Source organism: Metabacillus sp. KJ11-3 (assembly GCF_055808295.1).
Genome location: NZ_CM147865.1, coordinates 108,385 through 125,123, shown reverse-complemented (window position 1 = coordinate 125,123; position 16,739 = coordinate 108,385). Strand labels below are relative to the sequence as shown.

General features: G+C 34.2%; 20 protein-coding genes. 7 read left to right on the top strand and 13 right to left on the bottom strand.

Going from position 1 to position 16,739, the window contains the following annotated elements; translation table 11 throughout:
- Nucleotides 1-1,410, top strand: coding sequence for a sensor histidine kinase (locus AC0L8O_RS00695; protein ID WP_473446185.1), 1,410 nt, complete (start codon nucleotides 1-3; stop codon nucleotides 1,408-1,410).
- The gene (locus tag AC0L8O_RS00690; RefSeq protein WP_473446184.1) at nucleotides 1,407-1,967 is read left to right on the top strand and encodes an SCO family protein; all 561 of its coding nucleotides are present in this window, start codon (nucleotides 1,407-1,409) and stop codon (nucleotides 1,965-1,967) included. Before AC0L8O_RS00695 ends, AC0L8O_RS00690 begins: the two co-directional genes overlap by 4 nt.
- 319 nt (nucleotides 1,968-2,286) lie before the next feature.
- On the opposite strand, the gene AC0L8O_RS00685 is transcribed toward AC0L8O_RS00690, so the two are convergent.
- Nucleotides 2,287-2,880, bottom strand: coding sequence for a dienelactone hydrolase family protein (locus tag AC0L8O_RS00685; RefSeq protein WP_473446183.1), 594 nt, complete (start codon nucleotides 2,878-2,880; stop codon nucleotides 2,287-2,289).
- Nucleotides 2,881-3,066: 186 nt separating this feature from the next.
- Here AC0L8O_RS00685 and AC0L8O_RS00680 point away from each other — a divergent pair, with 186 nt between their 5' ends.
- A complete protein-coding gene (locus tag AC0L8O_RS00680) occupies nucleotides 3,067-3,816 on the top strand; it encodes a hypothetical protein (RefSeq protein ID WP_473446182.1) in 750 nt (249 codons plus the stop codon).
- On the top strand, nucleotides 3,813-4,526 hold the full coding sequence (locus AC0L8O_RS00675) for a hypothetical protein (protein WP_473446181.1): 714 nt from the start codon (nucleotides 3,813-3,815) through the stop codon (nucleotides 4,524-4,526). Before AC0L8O_RS00680 ends, AC0L8O_RS00675 begins: the two co-directional genes overlap by 4 nt.
- 85 nt (nucleotides 4,527-4,611) lie before the next feature.
- Here the strand turns inward: AC0L8O_RS00675 and AC0L8O_RS00670 are convergent, their stop codons facing one another.
- From AC0L8O_RS00670 to modA, 8 genes are all read right to left on the bottom strand, one after another.
- Nucleotides 4,612-5,037 (bottom strand): N-acetyltransferase, encoded by a 426-nt coding sequence (locus AC0L8O_RS00670; protein WP_473446180.1) that lies wholly within the window; start codon nucleotides 5,035-5,037, stop codon nucleotides 4,612-4,614.
- Between the two features lie 230 nt (nucleotides 5,038-5,267).
- Nucleotides 5,268-5,513 carry a hypothetical protein gene (locus AC0L8O_RS00665; RefSeq protein WP_473446179.1) on the bottom strand — a complete coding sequence of 82 codons (246 nt, stop codon included), beginning with the start codon at nucleotides 5,511-5,513 and terminating at the stop codon, nucleotides 5,268-5,270.
- A 110-nt stretch (nucleotides 5,514-5,623) separates the two neighbouring features.
- The gene (locus tag AC0L8O_RS00660) at nucleotides 5,624-6,076 is read right to left on the bottom strand and encodes a VOC family protein (protein WP_473446178.1); all 453 of its coding nucleotides are present in this window, start codon (nucleotides 6,074-6,076) and stop codon (nucleotides 5,624-5,626) included.
- Between the two features lie 20 nt (nucleotides 6,077-6,096).
- Complete coding sequence (locus tag AC0L8O_RS00655) at nucleotides 6,097-6,585, bottom strand: pentapeptide repeat-containing protein (RefSeq protein ID WP_473446177.1); 489 nt, start codon at nucleotides 6,583-6,585, stop codon at nucleotides 6,097-6,099.
- A gap of 215 nt (nucleotides 6,586-6,800) precedes the next feature.
- Nucleotides 6,801-7,871, bottom strand: coding sequence for a DUF4179 domain-containing protein (locus tag AC0L8O_RS00650; protein ID WP_473446176.1), 1,071 nt, complete (start codon nucleotides 7,869-7,871; stop codon nucleotides 6,801-6,803).
- Nucleotides 7,855-8,397, bottom strand: coding sequence for a sigma-70 family RNA polymerase sigma factor (locus tag AC0L8O_RS00645; RefSeq protein WP_473446175.1), 543 nt, complete (start codon nucleotides 8,395-8,397; stop codon nucleotides 7,855-7,857). Before AC0L8O_RS00645 ends, AC0L8O_RS00650 begins: the two co-directional genes overlap by 17 nt.
- 187 nt (nucleotides 8,398-8,584) lie before the next feature.
- Nucleotides 8,585-9,253 (bottom strand): molybdate ABC transporter permease subunit, encoded by a 669-nt coding sequence (modB, locus tag AC0L8O_RS00640; protein WP_473446173.1) that lies wholly within the window; start codon nucleotides 9,251-9,253, stop codon nucleotides 8,585-8,587.
- A complete protein-coding gene (modA, locus tag AC0L8O_RS00635) occupies nucleotides 9,250-10,035 on the bottom strand; it encodes a molybdate ABC transporter substrate-binding protein (protein ID WP_473446172.1) in 786 nt (261 codons plus the stop codon). Before modA ends, modB begins: the two co-directional genes overlap by 4 nt.
- 160 nt (nucleotides 10,036-10,195) lie before the next feature.
- Between modA and AC0L8O_RS00630 the strand changes: the two genes are divergently transcribed.
- Nucleotides 10,196-11,134 (top strand): substrate-binding domain-containing protein, encoded by a 939-nt coding sequence (locus AC0L8O_RS00630; protein WP_473446171.1) that lies wholly within the window; start codon nucleotides 10,196-10,198, stop codon nucleotides 11,132-11,134.
- A 39-nt stretch (nucleotides 11,135-11,173) separates the two neighbouring features.
- Here AC0L8O_RS00630 and AC0L8O_RS00625 read toward each other — a convergent pair whose 3' ends face one another.
- Together AC0L8O_RS00625 and AC0L8O_RS00620 are read right to left on the bottom strand one after the other, a co-directional pair.
- Nucleotides 11,174-11,782, bottom strand: a complete 609-nt coding sequence (locus AC0L8O_RS00625; protein ID WP_473446170.1) for a transglutaminase-like domain-containing protein — start codon at nucleotides 11,780-11,782, stop codon at nucleotides 11,174-11,176.
- Between the two features lie 150 nt (nucleotides 11,783-11,932).
- Nucleotides 11,933-12,691, bottom strand: coding sequence for a GNAT family N-acetyltransferase (locus AC0L8O_RS00620; RefSeq protein WP_473446169.1), 759 nt, complete (start codon nucleotides 12,689-12,691; stop codon nucleotides 11,933-11,935).
- Between the two features lie 465 nt (nucleotides 12,692-13,156).
- Between AC0L8O_RS00620 and AC0L8O_RS00615 the strand changes: the two genes are divergently transcribed.
- Nucleotides 13,157-14,065, top strand: a complete 909-nt coding sequence (locus AC0L8O_RS00615) for an endonuclease/exonuclease/phosphatase family protein (protein ID WP_473446168.1) — start codon at nucleotides 13,157-13,159, stop codon at nucleotides 14,063-14,065.
- A gap of 425 nt (nucleotides 14,066-14,490) precedes the next feature.
- Nucleotides 14,491-14,979, top strand: a complete 489-nt coding sequence (locus AC0L8O_RS00610; RefSeq protein ID WP_473446167.1) for a pyridoxamine 5'-phosphate oxidase family protein — start codon at nucleotides 14,491-14,493, stop codon at nucleotides 14,977-14,979.
- Nucleotides 14,980-15,234: 255 nt separating this feature from the next.
- Here the strand turns inward: AC0L8O_RS00610 and AC0L8O_RS00605 are convergent, their stop codons facing one another.
- Together AC0L8O_RS00605 and AC0L8O_RS00600 are read right to left on the bottom strand one after the other, a co-directional pair.
- Nucleotides 15,235-15,495, bottom strand: a complete 261-nt coding sequence (locus tag AC0L8O_RS00605) for a hypothetical protein (RefSeq protein WP_473446166.1) — start codon at nucleotides 15,493-15,495, stop codon at nucleotides 15,235-15,237.
- 42 nt (nucleotides 15,496-15,537) lie between these two features.
- Nucleotides 15,538-16,737, bottom strand: coding sequence for a hypothetical protein (locus AC0L8O_RS00600; RefSeq protein ID WP_473446165.1), 1,200 nt, complete (start codon nucleotides 16,735-16,737; stop codon nucleotides 15,538-15,540).
- Between the last annotated feature and the right edge of the window lie 2 nt (nucleotides 16,738-16,739).

The window sequence follows — 16,739 nt, the reverse complement described above, 5'->3', positions numbered from 1 at the left end:
TTGAAACCATTATCTTTAAGTCAAAAAGTATTTTTACTAATTTTAACAAGTATTGCGAGTACCATTTTGTTTTCATTTTTCTTTCTGCATTTTTTATACAAAGATCTTTACCTGGACAGCATTCGTGAATCTGTTATTTTCCAAGGAGAAAACACTGCCTCCCATTATCATTATGGGTCCTTAAACGAAGAAATTATCGAAAAGATCCATTGGTTTAATATTGTATCAGAATATGAAGTCTTAGTTGTTGATACATTCGATGAGCTTCAAGAGTATTTTCCTTATCAAATTGGTAGTGAGTCGTTAATAAATTCTGAGGATAAAAAAACATTATCTCAAGGAAATTATATTTTAAAAGAAGGCTATGTAAAAGAATTTGACCGAAACATCGTTGGTGCTATGTTTCCTATTCAAAGTGAGACAGAGCTAATCGGAATCGTCTATATTTATTTCCCGTTAGCCGCGATGCAGGAAGTATTTGAAGAAAGTTTACCTATTCTCATTTTAGCTGGAACAATCTTTTTTATTCTATTGTTAATTATCGTCAATAGAATTAGGCATTCTCTCTTCAAGCCCTTAACAGATATGCAGATATTATCCAAAGAGGTTGCAAAAGGAAATTACTCTAGCAGGCTTCCATTAACAAGTTCCGATGAAGTTGGACAACTGGCCGATGCATTCAATCTTATGAGTTCATCACTGGAAGAGCAGGAAAAAAGAAAAAAGGAGTTTCTTTCAAATGTTGTCCATGAACTAAGGACACCTCTCACCTATATTGCCGGCTATACCCAAGCACTTAAGCAGCAGTTATATTCTTCTAAGGAAGAAGCAGACAGCTATTTAACAACGATCGAAAAAGAAACAGATCGACTGAACAAAATTGTTCACGACCTTATTGAACTCAGTCATTTAGAGGAAAATTTATATGTGTTAGAACAAGAACCTATTGCTATGGCACAATTGCTGTATGATACGGTTGACCTCTTTAAAATTCGCTTGGCCCAAAACGAGATCCAATACTCGGCAAAAGTTCAAGAAGATGTCATCATCATCGGCGATATTAAACGGATGGAACAGGTCTTGTATAACGTGATTGATAATGCGATCAAATACTCACCTTTACATAGCGAAGTATTGATTGATTTAGGGACAGATCATAACATGATGGTCCTTACTGTTACTAATAAGGGGCATGTGATTGACAAGGAGGATATTCAAAGAATCGGAGAGCGTTTTTTCCGCACGGATAAAGCAAGAAATCGTTCAACAGGTGGCACAGGCTTAGGTCTCTCAATCGTCAAGCAAATTGTCACCTTGCATAACGGCACCTTTTCGATCACAAGTGACAATCAAACCGGTACAGGTGTAACTGTCCGAATTCCATTATTATCTGAGGAGAACACATCATGAAAAAAGTTTCCCTTTTCGTCATCATATGTTGTATGTTTTTATCGGCATGCAGCGCGAAAGACGAGCCATCTTTTCAAATGAAATCTTTTACATATACAGATCAAAATGAACAACCCTTCGGATCCAAAAACCTAAAAGATAAGATTTGGATCGCAAACTTTATTTTTACAAATTGTGAAACAGTTTGTCCTCCAATCACAGCAAGCATGTCTGCCCTGCAAAAAGAACTAAAAAGTCAAAATCTTGACGTTCAACTTGTTTCCTTCAGTGTTGATCCAACGATTGATACTCCGAATGTATTAAAAACGTTTATGGAGAAATTCACAGGTGATTCATCAAACTGGCATATGCTGACAGGCTACAGTCAAAAGGAAATTGAGGAATTTGCAAGGGACGAATTTCAAACTCTTGTCCAAAAGCCGACATCATCTGACCAAGTGATTCATTCAACTAGCTTTTATTTAGTCGATAAAAATGGAGAAATTGTGAGCAATTTTGGGTTTCAGCAGAGTCATTTTGATGAGTTGATTGCGGAAGTAAAGAAACTGGAATCTTAGACCGATTTGAACTTCGATATCTGATTGAGAGCACTTCTTATAAACGAATCAATGTCAGAAGTTCATAATTAGTTCGTTCCATTGCGCTCCAGACACTCCATTCGCCAGGGAGGAATCTGAGCCTCGGCTTTCGCCTGAGGGGTTTCAGCCTTTCCGCTACTCCCGCAGGAGTCGAGTGTCTTCCTCTACATTCCACTATAGAGTTGGAATAATGGCCTTAAGCAACAATATTTGCGAATATAGCGGAAATAATATATCAAATTTAATATGCTTTATTCAGCCTCTGAATTCTAAATAGATTAATAGATATATAAGAGAATCAATGATTCATTAAAAAGTCTATCATCGTGTTATATGCAGTTTTTGAAGATTCACTATGATAGTTTGTAGAGTATGGATCACTAAATCCATGATAACCGTTAAATTTATGTGCAGGTATCTTCTTTTCTTTTAAGCTGCTTATCAATTTATCAACATCAAAAGATTGCTCTTCTTTAGGAAAATATAGGATGGTAGGACAAAGTGGGACTACATGTAAAAAGTCTCGAATTCGTGATCCATAATAACCTACAACACCGCTAACAAATTCTTTATCACTGCACAACCATGCAATAGTTGCCCCTACACTAAAACCAACAATGAAGACTTTTTCATAGTTGTCTTTTACCTCTACTAATAATTTAGTCATGATCTCTGAAGCTTTAGAAAATCCAATGTTGCTCATAAAATTTCTATAAGCTTCTTCCTCCTGTGAATAATCAAAAGCTTCCTCTTTTCCTAGCAAATTAGGACAAATAACATCGTGCCCTGCTTTATAAAGTGATTCACATACTCCCTCTATATGAAGATTAATCCCATATATCTCATGAACAACAATAATAACAGCCTCTGAATTTTGATGTTTTACTATCATGTTAAACCTCACATACTTTTTATTGATTATAACACTCCTTTTTATGAAATTCGGTCTCGATTGTTGGAAGTTTTTATTCTTATAAAATGAAATTTAAGTTAGATAATCTTAGCATATATAAATGAACGCCATGATAAAATAAATAGAATCATAGGAAAATTTCTTACAAATATTGAGGTGTAATGATTGGAGATTAACTGGGATTTTGAGTTGAATATCATTGAGGCAGTGTTCACAACGCTCTCCTGGATCGTCCTTGCCTTTTGGTTATGGCGTACATACAAGGCACAACATATCGAGGAACGGCCAGATCTTTGGAAATTAATACTCACTATGTTTACTGGGCTTTTTTCCTTTTCTATTAACCTTCCTTTATCCGATGAGGTTCTTACTTTAGCTATTCTTCCTCTTGGGGTTTGGATTTTATATGGAATACTAAAAAGAAATGAGCGCTGGCAAGCGTATCGAAAATATGCCTGGATAGGCTTTCTTGGGAACTATATCTTTTTCGGAGCTGCGATACTTTCAATCGGATTATCAGGATTGATTTATCCGAAAGATGAAATCCAGACGTATCTTGCTGATGTTTCCAAAGTTGAGTTGATATCTATACATCCGTCAGGAAAAGATGTTGACCTTAATATAACGAAACTGGAAGAATCTTTAGTTTCTTTTGAGCGTGAACATGCGAATGTTGTTCAGTGGTATGAAGAAATTAGAGAGCAAAAGTGGCCTACCGAGGAGAACAAAGAACCGGAGAAAGCCCAAGAAAAGTTTCCTTACCTGTTAACAGGTGTGAAAGCAAAAGCAGGGAAAAATATTCAGGTATATATAGAATTCGATGGAAAAGGGTTACTTGTTACAACGGAAGAACGTCAATACTATTTTCGTTCTAACACGGCCTCCTTCCTGATGGAAAGGGGAAGTGAAGAATGAGAAAAAAGATGCTAGCACTTCTTGTCATTATTGTTGGATTTGTTGCAGTAAGTACGTATATTATTTACAGATTGATCGTTCCTCAAGAGTTTTATACAAAAGAAGCGATTATAGAGAAAATTCCAATATCAACATCTAAAAAGGAGATTCAAGACATTGTCCAACTTGATGAGAAAACCTACTTTGTTCCTTTTTTATCCGAAGATGGTTCTTATGGTTCGAGTATTTGGGTATGGAGAATTGGAAAATGGGAATGTGTAGGGGCGGATTCTGCTTCTGGTCCTCAAATCGTAGCGACTAACGGAAACTCCTATGTTTATTGGAATGTCCATCCTCAAGATGATGTTCAGAAGTGGGATATCTATTTAACTTCTGAGAGAAATTATTCTGTCACCAATGGGAATGGTGTCAATCAATTGGAGGTTTACTTTCCGAAAATACAAGTGAAACACTCGATAGAAGTTGGGAAAGAGAGCTACGGATATGCTGAGCTGCCATCGCAGTGGAAGGAAATGATTGGCTCTGACCTTAACCCGGTAGAAACAGGGCTCTTGCCATCTAGCCATTCCTTTCTTTTTCAATGGCAGGCATATAACAGTAACCAAGAAGTGATAAACCTTGATCATACGTTTCGTAATGGTGGAGGCGGTACTTATACAGGAGATTATATTCAATACATGCAACAGTTGAATCCTGAAGAGTTAGAATAATAGATGGCTCACTTTAATTACACAGTAGTTTTTCTTGTGACCTGTTTATAAGATTAAGAGTTTCGCTCTTCATTTTGTAAACAGGCTATTTTTTCCATTCCATCAAATACTCCGGCATATCGGTCTGCTCATCTGTAAGTTCCTCTTTGATATAAAACCCATTATTTAGATAAAAACGCAGTGCAGATGAGTTATCCTTATATACTTTTAATTCGATCACTTCTCTTTGATCTTGTATAAAGTGCAACAAATCTTTTCCAATCCCATTTTTTTGAAAAGATACATCAACAAAAAGAGCTGCTAAATAGTTGTCCAGCATTGAAATAAAGCCTATAACCCTTGATTGGTGAATCTTCACATATGTCTCTGACATCGGAATATATGTTTCTTTCATCTCACTCATTTGAGATCTCCAGTAATTTGGTTCAATAAAACTGTGTGATTGTAATGAACCTTTGTACCAAATATCGACCAAAGTATCAATATCTGTTTGTTTATATTTTCTTATCATAATATTCCCCTCTTTGTTAACAATTGTCATCATCTATGTAAAAGCTTAAATATAAAACAGTAAGACTTAGAAAATAAGAAACATGCCAAAACGACAGAAAAAATTGCGCCTATTAAAAGGGAGCTCTACCTCTTTTTTATTTATAAGGAGTTTGCTTAAACTAAAAAAATCTATAATAGAGCGCAATTGTGTTGAAGATCATTATTGGATTACTGTTCCCTTTAGTAAACCTATATTTTATTGGTAGTAAATACTCTTTGAGACAATATATAAGCTAATGTTGCGGCAAATAATGATGACAAAAATGGTATTATTGAAATTTCTCCAAACACCACTTCTTGACTCACAATATTGTTCATTGAAGATAAATCAGGAGTATAAAAAGCTGTCTGGAGCAATCCTGTTAAAACTTCAAATACTATATACAACAGTACAAAACTTCCTATAAATACACTACTTTTTTTCAAAATTCCCACTCCCTTCTCCTTATTTACGGAACAATAAAGAATAAGGTTTCACTTACTTTCCTCAAAAAAGCTCTTTGATTGTTTAGAATCTTTTCTTATTCACTATTAGCCTTGTCTAATTAAGGCTGCCATATTTCCAACATATTTCCATCTGGATCATAAAATTTAAAATTAGATCCAAAAGGACTTTCCTGAATTTCTGTTAAGATATTTACTTCATATTCCTTGAAACGTTTATACATCTCATGGATATGAGGCGTAATGAAACACGCTATAGGATGTTGATTACTACCTTCATCTTTAAACAATAAGGTTTCAACTTCTCTCTTTTCCGTTACTAGGAAAATTGCTGGTACCATTTGCCTTAGACTCGGACTAGAAAAATCCCCTTTATTATCTGGAAATCTTAAGATTGATCTTTCCATTCCAGACTTAATAGGGTTATGGTTTGTAGGTTCACAGCCTAGATTTTTTTGGTACCATTTAATAGACTCGTATACATCTTTAACAGGGATGTAAATACAAGTTATACCTGTAATATCTTCTATTTTGTTATCATCACCTTTTTTCATTTACATCTTCACCCCTCCGATCATTTTTCAGTTAAACTTTCTTGTTTCTTCATTAAATCTTCAATTAAGATTCCATTAATTTTTAACCCTGTAATATCACAATCAGTCATTTCCATATTAGATAAGTTGCAGTTTTTTATTTGCGCTTTCGTAAGATCACATTGATGAAAGGTTACCGGTTTGTATTCTCCATCTTCCTGATAATTACTATCGCCTTCCTCTGGTAGAACAACGTGATGAAATTCAGTTCCAAATAAATGGACATGATTAATAACAGCATGACTAAAATTAGCATGAGTAATTCTCGCTTGAGCTAGATTCGCATTAGAGATTTCTACATGTTCCATATTGACATCATTAATAGCCATACTATTCATGTTAACATTCATTGCTTTTGTGTTTGCTAAACTCACATTATCTATCTCCAGCTCTTGAGCATTCACTTCATACCACTTCGATCCGGAAATATCAGCTTTTTGTAAATCCACTTTTTGAACATTTAACGACATTGGACAACAGCTCCTTTATTTGTATAAAAGTCTCAAACAATATCATATTTATTATTCTTTAATTAACAGAAATTTCCTTCTTATACAGACACTTTTATTTCTAAACTACATTCGCATGCATGATTGTGGCAGAAATTAATAGGACATTCTGTAGTTTAGGGAATATATAGATAAAAAGAGCTGGTACCAGCTCTTTTTATCTATGGATTTATTTTTTATGGAATTTTTATTTTAAAAGAGTCAAACTCAACCGGCTTTATAAGATTCCCTTTATATTCTAACTCTTTTTCCTTGCCATTTTCATCAATTTCCACTCCTCCTCCGCCTGACGGAATGACTAGATAAGGAGTAATTGTTAATTCAGTAACATTTGGATCGATAGGATCAAATTGCTTACTACTCTTGAATTCTATTTTATCCTTAACCAATTCTCCTGTAGCTCCACCCGATCGACCTGTAAGTTCATTTCCATTTTCATCAACTACCTTAAATTCTATATTACCTCCGCGACTTAAATCAAAATCTGTTTCTTTTTCTGAACTCTCATAGGTTATACTCGCACCTGTTTCACTAAAAGAAAATTCTGTTACAGTAAGAGTCAAACCATCGACTGTCTGTGAATGATTGAGAGGAATTTTTTGTATGCCGGTGATTTTTTCAATAGGAGTTGAGAAAAACCATTTTTCCCCATTCTCTCCACGAAGGATTAGTCCCAGTTCAAACTCTTCCGGCATTTCCTCACTCACATTTATTTCTTGAATGGCAGTCCGAGATGTTGCCGATAAAATATCTTCACCGTAACTACCAGTGGAACCAGCAGGATTTTTCCCATTAATCGTAAAATCCATTCCAGCACCAAAATAAAGTTCATCAAGTTCCTTATCAGATTCAATGAAAAGACCAATCGTAATATTATTCTGATCATATAAAATTTCATCAAGTGTAACGGAAATTCCATTGATCGTCTCTGTCTCCCCAATTTCACTTGTTAACCCATTTTTTTGAGCTTTTTGTAAACCAATTAGATCAGAGTTCCCAAATACAGAACCGATAATCGGTATTTGAGACAAACTGCTTGCCAAAGCTGGAGAATAGTATACGGAGCAAATGAAAATTCCCAAAACAGCTGCCACACTACACAAAGTAAATAGTGTTTTTCTTTTCTTTTTCTTCATTCGCGGAGAAAAGGTATCTACTTGCTCTTTAGCCTGAATAATTCCCGAACGAATGGCTGCTCGAACTTGATCTTGTGGAAACTCCTCTGAAGGATCATGTGACTTTTTCATTTAATTTATAACTCCTTTCTAACTCATGTTTCAATTTTTTTCTCGCTCTACGTAAGTTCGTTTTCACTGTACTTACAGGTTTTTCCATCACCACAGAAATATCCTTAATAGACAAATCATGATAGTAAAACAAGATAATGGATGTTTGATAGGACGAACTTAGTCTTGATAATGCTTCACTTAAATGAAAAGAATCTATCTCTACGTCCTGTGTGCGATCTAATCTCTCCAACAGCTCTCTCTCACCATAAGGGATCATAAGGTCTCGTTCCTTTAACAGCCTGTAACATTCGCGTATTAAAATTCTAAACAACCAAGTTGAAAAGTACTCCGGATTTCGTAATTGCCCGATACCTAGGAATGCATTGTACGTCGTTTCTTGAATTGCATCCAAAGCATCTTCTTTTTTGCCAACGTAAGAAAGTGCCTTGTAATATAGCATTTTTTCTTCTTTAAAAAGCAATTCTTCAAAAGCACTTGCATCCCCATTAATTGCCCTTTTCACAGTTTGTAGATCATGTTTCATTACGTCATTTCCCTCCTCTCATTAATTAGAGAAATATAGACCTGCAAAAAGATTCACTTTTTTATTTTTTTATAAAATATGGTAGATTTAGAATGACATAAGGGTAAATAAACTAAAAAAGTATTAACAAGAGCGTTAATACTTTTTTAGTTCACTTATTATTAAATTTTACTACTAAATGAAAGTTTCAATATCGTCTTTTTATCACATTCATCAAAATCAACATACTAAACGAAATGATTAAAATGACAAAAACCCATGACCATGCTAACTTCATATTTCCCGAATCCATCGCAACATAGATCGCAGTTGGAATGGTTTGTGTTTTACCAGGGATATTTCCGGCAAACATAAGTGTCGCCCCGAATTCACCAAGTGCTCGTGCGAAGCTTAAAATGGCTCCGGTAATAATAGCATTTGAAGCCAACGGTAGGGTGATTAATGTGAAAACCCTAAATTCATTAGCTCCATCTACTCGTGAAGCATCTTCAATATCTCGGTCAATTGTTTCAAATCCTGTTTTAGCTGATTGATACATAAGGGGAAAAGCAACAACTACCGCAGATATAACAGCTGCCCACCAGGAGAAAATGATGGATTGAGAAAACAGTTGTTCAATTGCCTGCCCTAAAAATGATCTGGTACCAAATATGACGATCAATAAAAACCCAACAACAGAAGGAGGTAAAACTAAAGGTAATAGCAAGATTGTTTCAATAACTGATTTCCCTTTAAATGTGTTATTAGCCATGAATTTGGCGGCTACTATACCAACAATGAGTACGATGAAAAGTGAAAAAGAAGCAACTTCTAATGAAAGTTTAACAGGTGACCAAAACGTATCATTTCCGATCATTTTACTAAATTTAAAAATCCATATTCTTCCAGAATGGCCAACGCTTTTTCAGATTTCATATAGTCATAAAATACTTTCGCTTCTTTTTGATGGTCACTCTCATTCAGGATGCCTAATGGATAAACAATTGGCGTGTGTGTCCCTTCTTCTCCTGTTGCGATCACATTTACTTTAGAGGAAATGAAAGCATCTGTATGATACACAATGCCTGCATCCACATTCCCTGTTTCTACATATGTTAATACTTGTCTTACGTCTTTTGCAGGAACCATTTTATCCTTAACCACATCCCACTTATCTATATTTTCCAACATCTCTTGAGCATACTTTCCGGCAGGAACTGTCTCAGGGGTACCGATCGAAATCTTTTGGACCTTATCTAGATCTTGAAATGATTGAATATCATTTTCTCCTTGTTTGGGAGTTATTAATACAAGTTGATTTCCGACTAAATCGATTCCATTCTTCTCATCAATCAAGCCTTCACTTATCAGCTCATCAAACTTATCCTCTGCTGCTGAGAAAAAAAGATCAGCCGGTGCTCCCTGCAGAATTTGCTGTTGCAATGTACCGGAGCTTCCGAAGTTATATGTAACCTTAATGTTAGGATATTCTTTTTCAAATGATGTTGTAATGTCATGTAAAGCATTCGTTAAACTAACTGCTGCTGACACGGTTATGTCTACACTCTCAGGTTCTTCTGTATTCTGTCCTGTAGATGTGCATCCTGCCGCATATAACATGGTGATCGATACAAGTATTAAAAGAGAGAACTTTTTCATAAAATCTGATCCCTTTCTATATTAATTAGAATTAGTTATAACTAAATATATCTAATTATAACGAATACTCATTTTTATTGTTAGATTTATTTCCATTCTTTTTTATACTTGTTTTCTAATGAGCAATTTATCGTTACAATAGCTTTGAGGTGGTTAACAAATGACAAGTGAAATTTCCTATACTGTTGAAGAAGTAGCAAACCTATTAAAAGTTTCAAAACTTACTGTTTATGATCTGTTAAAAAAAGGGGAAATCCCTTCATTCAAGGTTGGAAGACAAATGAGAATCAATTCGAAGGATTTGGATTCCTTTATTAATGGAAAAAAGACAGAATCGCCTGCTTCAACACTACCTCCTTCTCCTTCAAGAAAAAATCAAGTAAACGGTACAGGTACACGTAATCTTTTAATTAGTGGTCAAGATATGGTGTTGGACATCCTTGGAAAACATTTAGAAAGTAAAGGGAATTACAAAGCCTTAAGATCGTATGAGGGAAGTTTAAACAGCCTCCTGGCGATGTATAAAGGGGAATGTGATATTGTCAGTTTACATATGTTCGATGGTGATACAAACGAATACAATGTACCCTATGTTAGAAAAATTTTAATCGGTTATCAGTATACCATTATGAATTTAATCTCTCGGAAAGCAGGGTTTATGGTACAAAAGGGAAATCCTCTTTCTATCTCGAATTGGCCTGATTTAAAAAAGAAAAATATACGTTTAATCAACCGTGAAATAGGGTCAGGAGCAAGAATACTTCTAGAAGAACAATTAAGAATTCACCACCTATCAAGTTCAGATATTGAAGGATATGATCGTATAGAAACGAGCCATTTGAGTATCGCATCATCTATTTCATCAGGTGAAGCAGATGTAGGGGTAGGCACGGAAAAAGCCGCCAAAATTGTTGGCCTGGATTTTATCCCTTTAATTACTGAAAGATACGACCTTGTCATGATAAATAATAAAGAAAATAATGAAATACTTAACATCTTAACAGACATTTTAAATTCCGCATCATTCAAAAAGGAAATTCAAGCTTTAGGTGATTATGATATCTCACAAACTGGACAAATCATCTATAAGACAAGCTAGGGCGCTGTGTTATTTTTGAGTACCCTAGCTTATTTGGCTCTACAAATCTTCAGGTAAATGTTGTGTATATAGCTCATATGCATCATGATTTTCTTTTAATACAGCTACTGTTTTTTCGTTCGGATTTAGATAAATCATTGGATAGTCCCTCTCATCAACTTCTTCATTTACCAGAAACGCTAATTTTTCTTGATCGGTTGAAAATTGAGCATCAACACCCGGTTTATTTCCTCGAGCATCTATCCGTATCCATTTTCCCAAAGAATGAAGATAAACAGCATTCAATGCATGAAGTGAATATCCTTTTTCAGGTGTATCAAACAACATTAACCGCTGATAACAAAAACCTGTTGGAATTCCTTGGGAGCGCAATAATGCCGCTAATAGATTGGACTTTGCATAACAAATTCCTTCACCATATGTTAATACGTCTGATGCTTTACATGTAACGCGTGTGCCTTGAATATCCCAGGAATGTGGAATTTCATCGCGAACAAATTCAAAAGCAGTTCTTGCTTTTTCTACATCTGATTGTGTTGGGCTAAAAAGTTCCTCTGCTTTTTCTTTAATCATTTGATGAGAAAAATTGACATCCTCTAATTCTAGTAAATAGTCTTCCAGATTGTCAGATTCACAAACTAAGTTCATTATAATTACCCTCCTGATCTTGTAAAGTTAAGATTATAAATATGTATATTTATACCACTTAATGTTTTTTTATTCAACATTCGAATAATTATATTAGGCTCCAAATATGGTTCTTTTTCTAGAACCGTGCTCTTTTGCTTGCATTGAAAACTAATCTTCATATACTTTTTGAGTTTCATATCTAAATCCATGGTACTGATAGTTTTGTTTTTTGTACATTTCCCTAGGGGTATCTTCTCCGTCGGCTACTAATATGACAGTTTTCTCAGGAAATGATTCCATTACATATTTTTGTAATCTGCTCCCTATTCCTTTGTTTTGATAACGCTCATCGACAGTTAGATTATCAATTTCTGCTGTTTCATTAGAAATAATGACATCTACATAGCCTGCTGGAGTTTCCTTATAAAAGGCTAAAAGCTGCTGAATGTTTTGATCTTCAAATTGACGTTTAATAAGTTCCGCTTTCTGACCAGCAAATTCACTTCCATAGTTTACGTCATGCTTGTATTGTAGAGTCAGAAGCGCTTCTAAACTTTTATCCGTCACTACTTGAATGTCGATGTTCGGGTTGTCTATCACTTCAGGAAAGTGTTTCGGCTGAATTGCATATAGTTCTAGAAAACCTACTTCATACCCCATATCAGTCAGGTAAGCAACTAGTTCTCCAGTTGGCTTTATATTAGCAGGAAAATAAAACTTCACATGTTTTTGGCCCTTCTTCAGATGATATTCCCTCAAATAAGCTTCGGCATCTTGAAATTCAGTTAAGGATGGTAACGTTTTAAATTCAATGAAATTACTATCATACCTACTTAACATCTTAGGGTAATGAAAGTGTCTAAATAGATCATTTTCAGCGACTATTATTCCTAGTTTATAAATGTGTTCAAATGTAATTTGCTTCATTATGATTCTCCTCTTATTCTTAGTTATTGAAGCTCCATTGACGATGTACTAGTTCCAAATATGGATTGATAAATATTTCTCTACTTCTTCCTCACTATTTCTTGCTGCTTATTAAACTCTAACCGCCCTTATGCGAAAATTTATTATTAGCAATAGAATAGGTAATTTAACAATATCGTAATTGATTTTAAAAGGTGTTAAAAGTAATGATATAACATTAGTATAATCGTAATATTGTTAAAGATTATTACTAAGGTAAATTCAAATAGGTCATACCTCACTGAAATATTTACAATTCTCTAACATTACCCGGACCGATTTTCTTATTTTTTCCGATTCATCCATTGATTTCACAATATTCTTCCCTTATAAAAAGCCTTCATGAATACTAAATCTGTCATTAATAAAGTGTTTACATAGTAGAGTTATACTTTTTATGTAATACATATTAAGGAGGAGATTGAGTTGAAAAAAGGATTAAATCCAGTTTTTTTATTGGCCATTGTAACAATGTTGGTTGCCAGTGTCTTTTCAGCTACATCAAGTGTGCTAGCTTCTGAAAAGGCAGGACAAGTCAATGAGGTAGATTTAAAGGTGATGACTTATAATTTAAGGTATTTAAATAACAATGATCCCTCACCTCATACCTGGGCAGAAAGAGTTCCGGCTATCAAAAAACTGATTCGCAAGGAACGACCTGATATTTTTGGTACTCAGGAAGTTTTATATCAACAACTTAAAGATCTTGAAACAAATCTAAAAAATTATGCCTGGATTGGCTTAGGTCGAGAGGGAGGAAGTAAAGGCGAATATTCAGCTATTTTTTATAATGAAAAGCAATTTACTCCTCTAGAGTACGATCACTTCTGGCTATCTGATACACCAGATGTGGTTGGATCCAAGTCCTGGGGTAACAACATCCCTCGAATGGTAACATGGGCAAAATTCCTTGATCATAAGAGTAATGAAAGCTTTTATGTTGTGAATACTCATTTCGATCATCAATCTGCAAATGCTAGAGAAAAGGGTGCAGAATTAATTATTGAAAAAATAAATGAATTTGATCCAGAACTCCCAATTATTTTAACAGGAGATTTTAATACAAGCCCTGATAGTGTTCCACATCAAACACTAACAAGGGAAGAAGCATTCGTTGATTTGTGGAATACCGCCGAGGTTAGAATCAATGAAAACCTCGGAACCTTTAACGGATTCAATGATCCAACTGGTGGCGGGCCCGAAAAACGAATTGATTGGGTTCTTGCGAAAGGAAATGTATTTACACATAAAATTGAGATTTTAAATGATTATAAAAATGGACAATTCCCTAGTGACCATTACCCAGTCAGTGCGGATGTAACTTTGTCATACTAATACCACAGAAAGAGTCTCAATCCACTTTTCAAAAAGGGTTGAGACTCTTTTCTTTTGGCTATTTTCGTATACTTTGTTGTTTTTAATGCAGGGAAAGGTAAACATTAGTTCGTTCCATTGTGCTTCATTCCACTATAGATTTATAATAACATTCAAAAGAACCAATCCTTACGAAAACAACATTTTTTAACGACTAACACATAATTTTATCTCTCTTTTTTTGGCAATATATAATTAACAATATCATTATAGTTCCTTAATTGTCCCTAGTTTTAAGTATACTCGCCATTTAAAAGTTCACCACTTCTTTTCGTTCCAGTTGTTTGGTTTCATTTTGTTAGAGTAAGTTTTGTAATTCGTCACAACTGATTAAAAATTGGTGTAAAGGGTAGTATACCTCTATAAACATGAATGAGGTGATGGAAATGTCTAACATGATGAATCAAGAAGAAATGGAAACATTAAGAGAGTTAATCAAAGACGTAGACACGGCCATGCTGACTACGGTAACTGAAGAAGGGCTTATTTCTCGCCCTATGAAAACACAAGAAGTAGAGTTTGATGGTGATTTATGGTTTTTCACTAAAAAAGAGACTAATAAATACGAAGAAATTTTACATGATCATGATGTAAATGTCGCTTATGCAGGTAAATCCTATGTTTCCGTCCGAGGAAGAGCGGAAATCGTTGAGGATTTAAACAAGAAAAAAGAATTGTGGAGCAAAACATATGAGAAAATTATGCAAACGTCTTATGATGATCCTAACGTTGTCTTGATAAAGGTTAAAGCGGAAGCAGCCGAATATTGGGAAACCGGTAATTTCACGAAGAAAATTGCCTTTTTCTATAAACGCATGACAGGGCAAAGTTCTAGATCGACTGATGTGAATGAAACGATTGAATTGAATAAATAGCCGCGAAAATGGATTGTCTGGTTAGTGGACAATCTATTTTCTATGTCAAAGCATGTCTTTTTTTGATAGCAAACTCCCCCTTTAAAACGTTCTTCCACAATTGTAGTGCAGTATATTAGTTTCAATTAAATATATATTTCACCGTAAAAATAAAGAACAGTACTTTGATCTTAAAGTATTGTTCTTATATGTATAATTACTGTATTTGAATGAACTTACTTCAAATAATAATAAGTAATAAACCAAGAAGTAATCTTATATTTTATTAATTATCCTTCCGTTTACTGTACCTGTTACCTCGCACTTAACAGCTCCTTCATTATATAGATTTCCACAAATTTGCCCTCTAATGGATGCTTTAGAATATTTCATTAATCTAACATCTCCTTTCACTGGGGCAAATAAGTCTAATTTAGCTCCTGACAAGACAATAACATTGCCATCAATTTCCCCAAAAACCTTCGTATCTGCTTCTATAATTACCTCACCTTTTTGAATTTCAAAAGAGAAGTTCAATGTTAATCCCCCCTTAAGTAATTGAGAGAAGTAAATTTGGAGTCAATCAATATATAGACTATTTAAATGTAAAGTGTAATCTTCTTGATATTCAGACAAATTCGCATTTTTAATAGCACCTTCATACAATGGTTTCCATGTTTTTAAGTCGGTAACGACAATGGATGCTTCTGTTTCTCTATCTTTTTTTGTGTTTATAACATATAATTTATTGTTCTCTATTTTTATAATTGGATTGCTACCTTCTTCAAGTCCATTCATCTTGAACGTTTTTGTTGATAAAAGTTTCCCTTCATCTATTGAATATACTAATGTTTCAAGACTATCCTTAGCAATTTTGAACATATAAACTTTTGAGCCATCTATAATAATGGTATTGTATTTTAATTGTTCCTTACTAATGGGTAATTCAATTAACTTACTTGATTCAAAGTTATAGGCAATTAACTCACTATTCGATTCTTTTGTAGATTCACTACTATCTGTTCCTTCTTCATTAGATTTCTGGATCAATAGATATTCTTGATAATCAATATCATCGAAATCTGATAGTATATCTTGTCCATTGGTTTCAGAAACAAGTGTTTCATCATTAATTAACATTTGACTATCAGTATCAAAAGTGTAGACATGGATTTCTTCACTATATTGATCACCGTCAACAACTCTTTTACTTTGGCGAACAACAACCTTCAAATCGCCATTGATCATTTGAACATCTTCAACAAAAGCATAATCATAAACATTTTGGTTTGGCATAGATTCATTTATATCAACAACAGTATTTGTTTGTTTGTCTAAGACTTCACCTCTAAATGTAGTTTTGCTTGGACCAAAATTCTCTCCACTAAAAACCATATCAGTAGTCATATAGGCTATGTAAGTTTCATCTTCAAAGAATTGAACAGGTCTCAAATCTTTTCCACGCATAAAGTTTAGATAGTCATTTTGTAGTCGTTTTAATTCTGGTGTAAAGAACATTCCATTTAAATCTTCAAGATAAGAAATTTCTTTTTGATAAACAGTCTCCTCTTCATCTATATACAAATTTTCATGGTATCCTTCTGTAGTGGAAATCTCTCCGAAAACTTTTATATTGTTTCCTTCATCACTACTTCCACTTATTTTATTTATGAAAAACTGTGGATTGTTACTCGCTGCAGTAGCAGATTGATAATAATGAATACCAATACCTAAAAATATAACAAGAACAACTGAAATCAACTTCCAATATCTTTTCATTT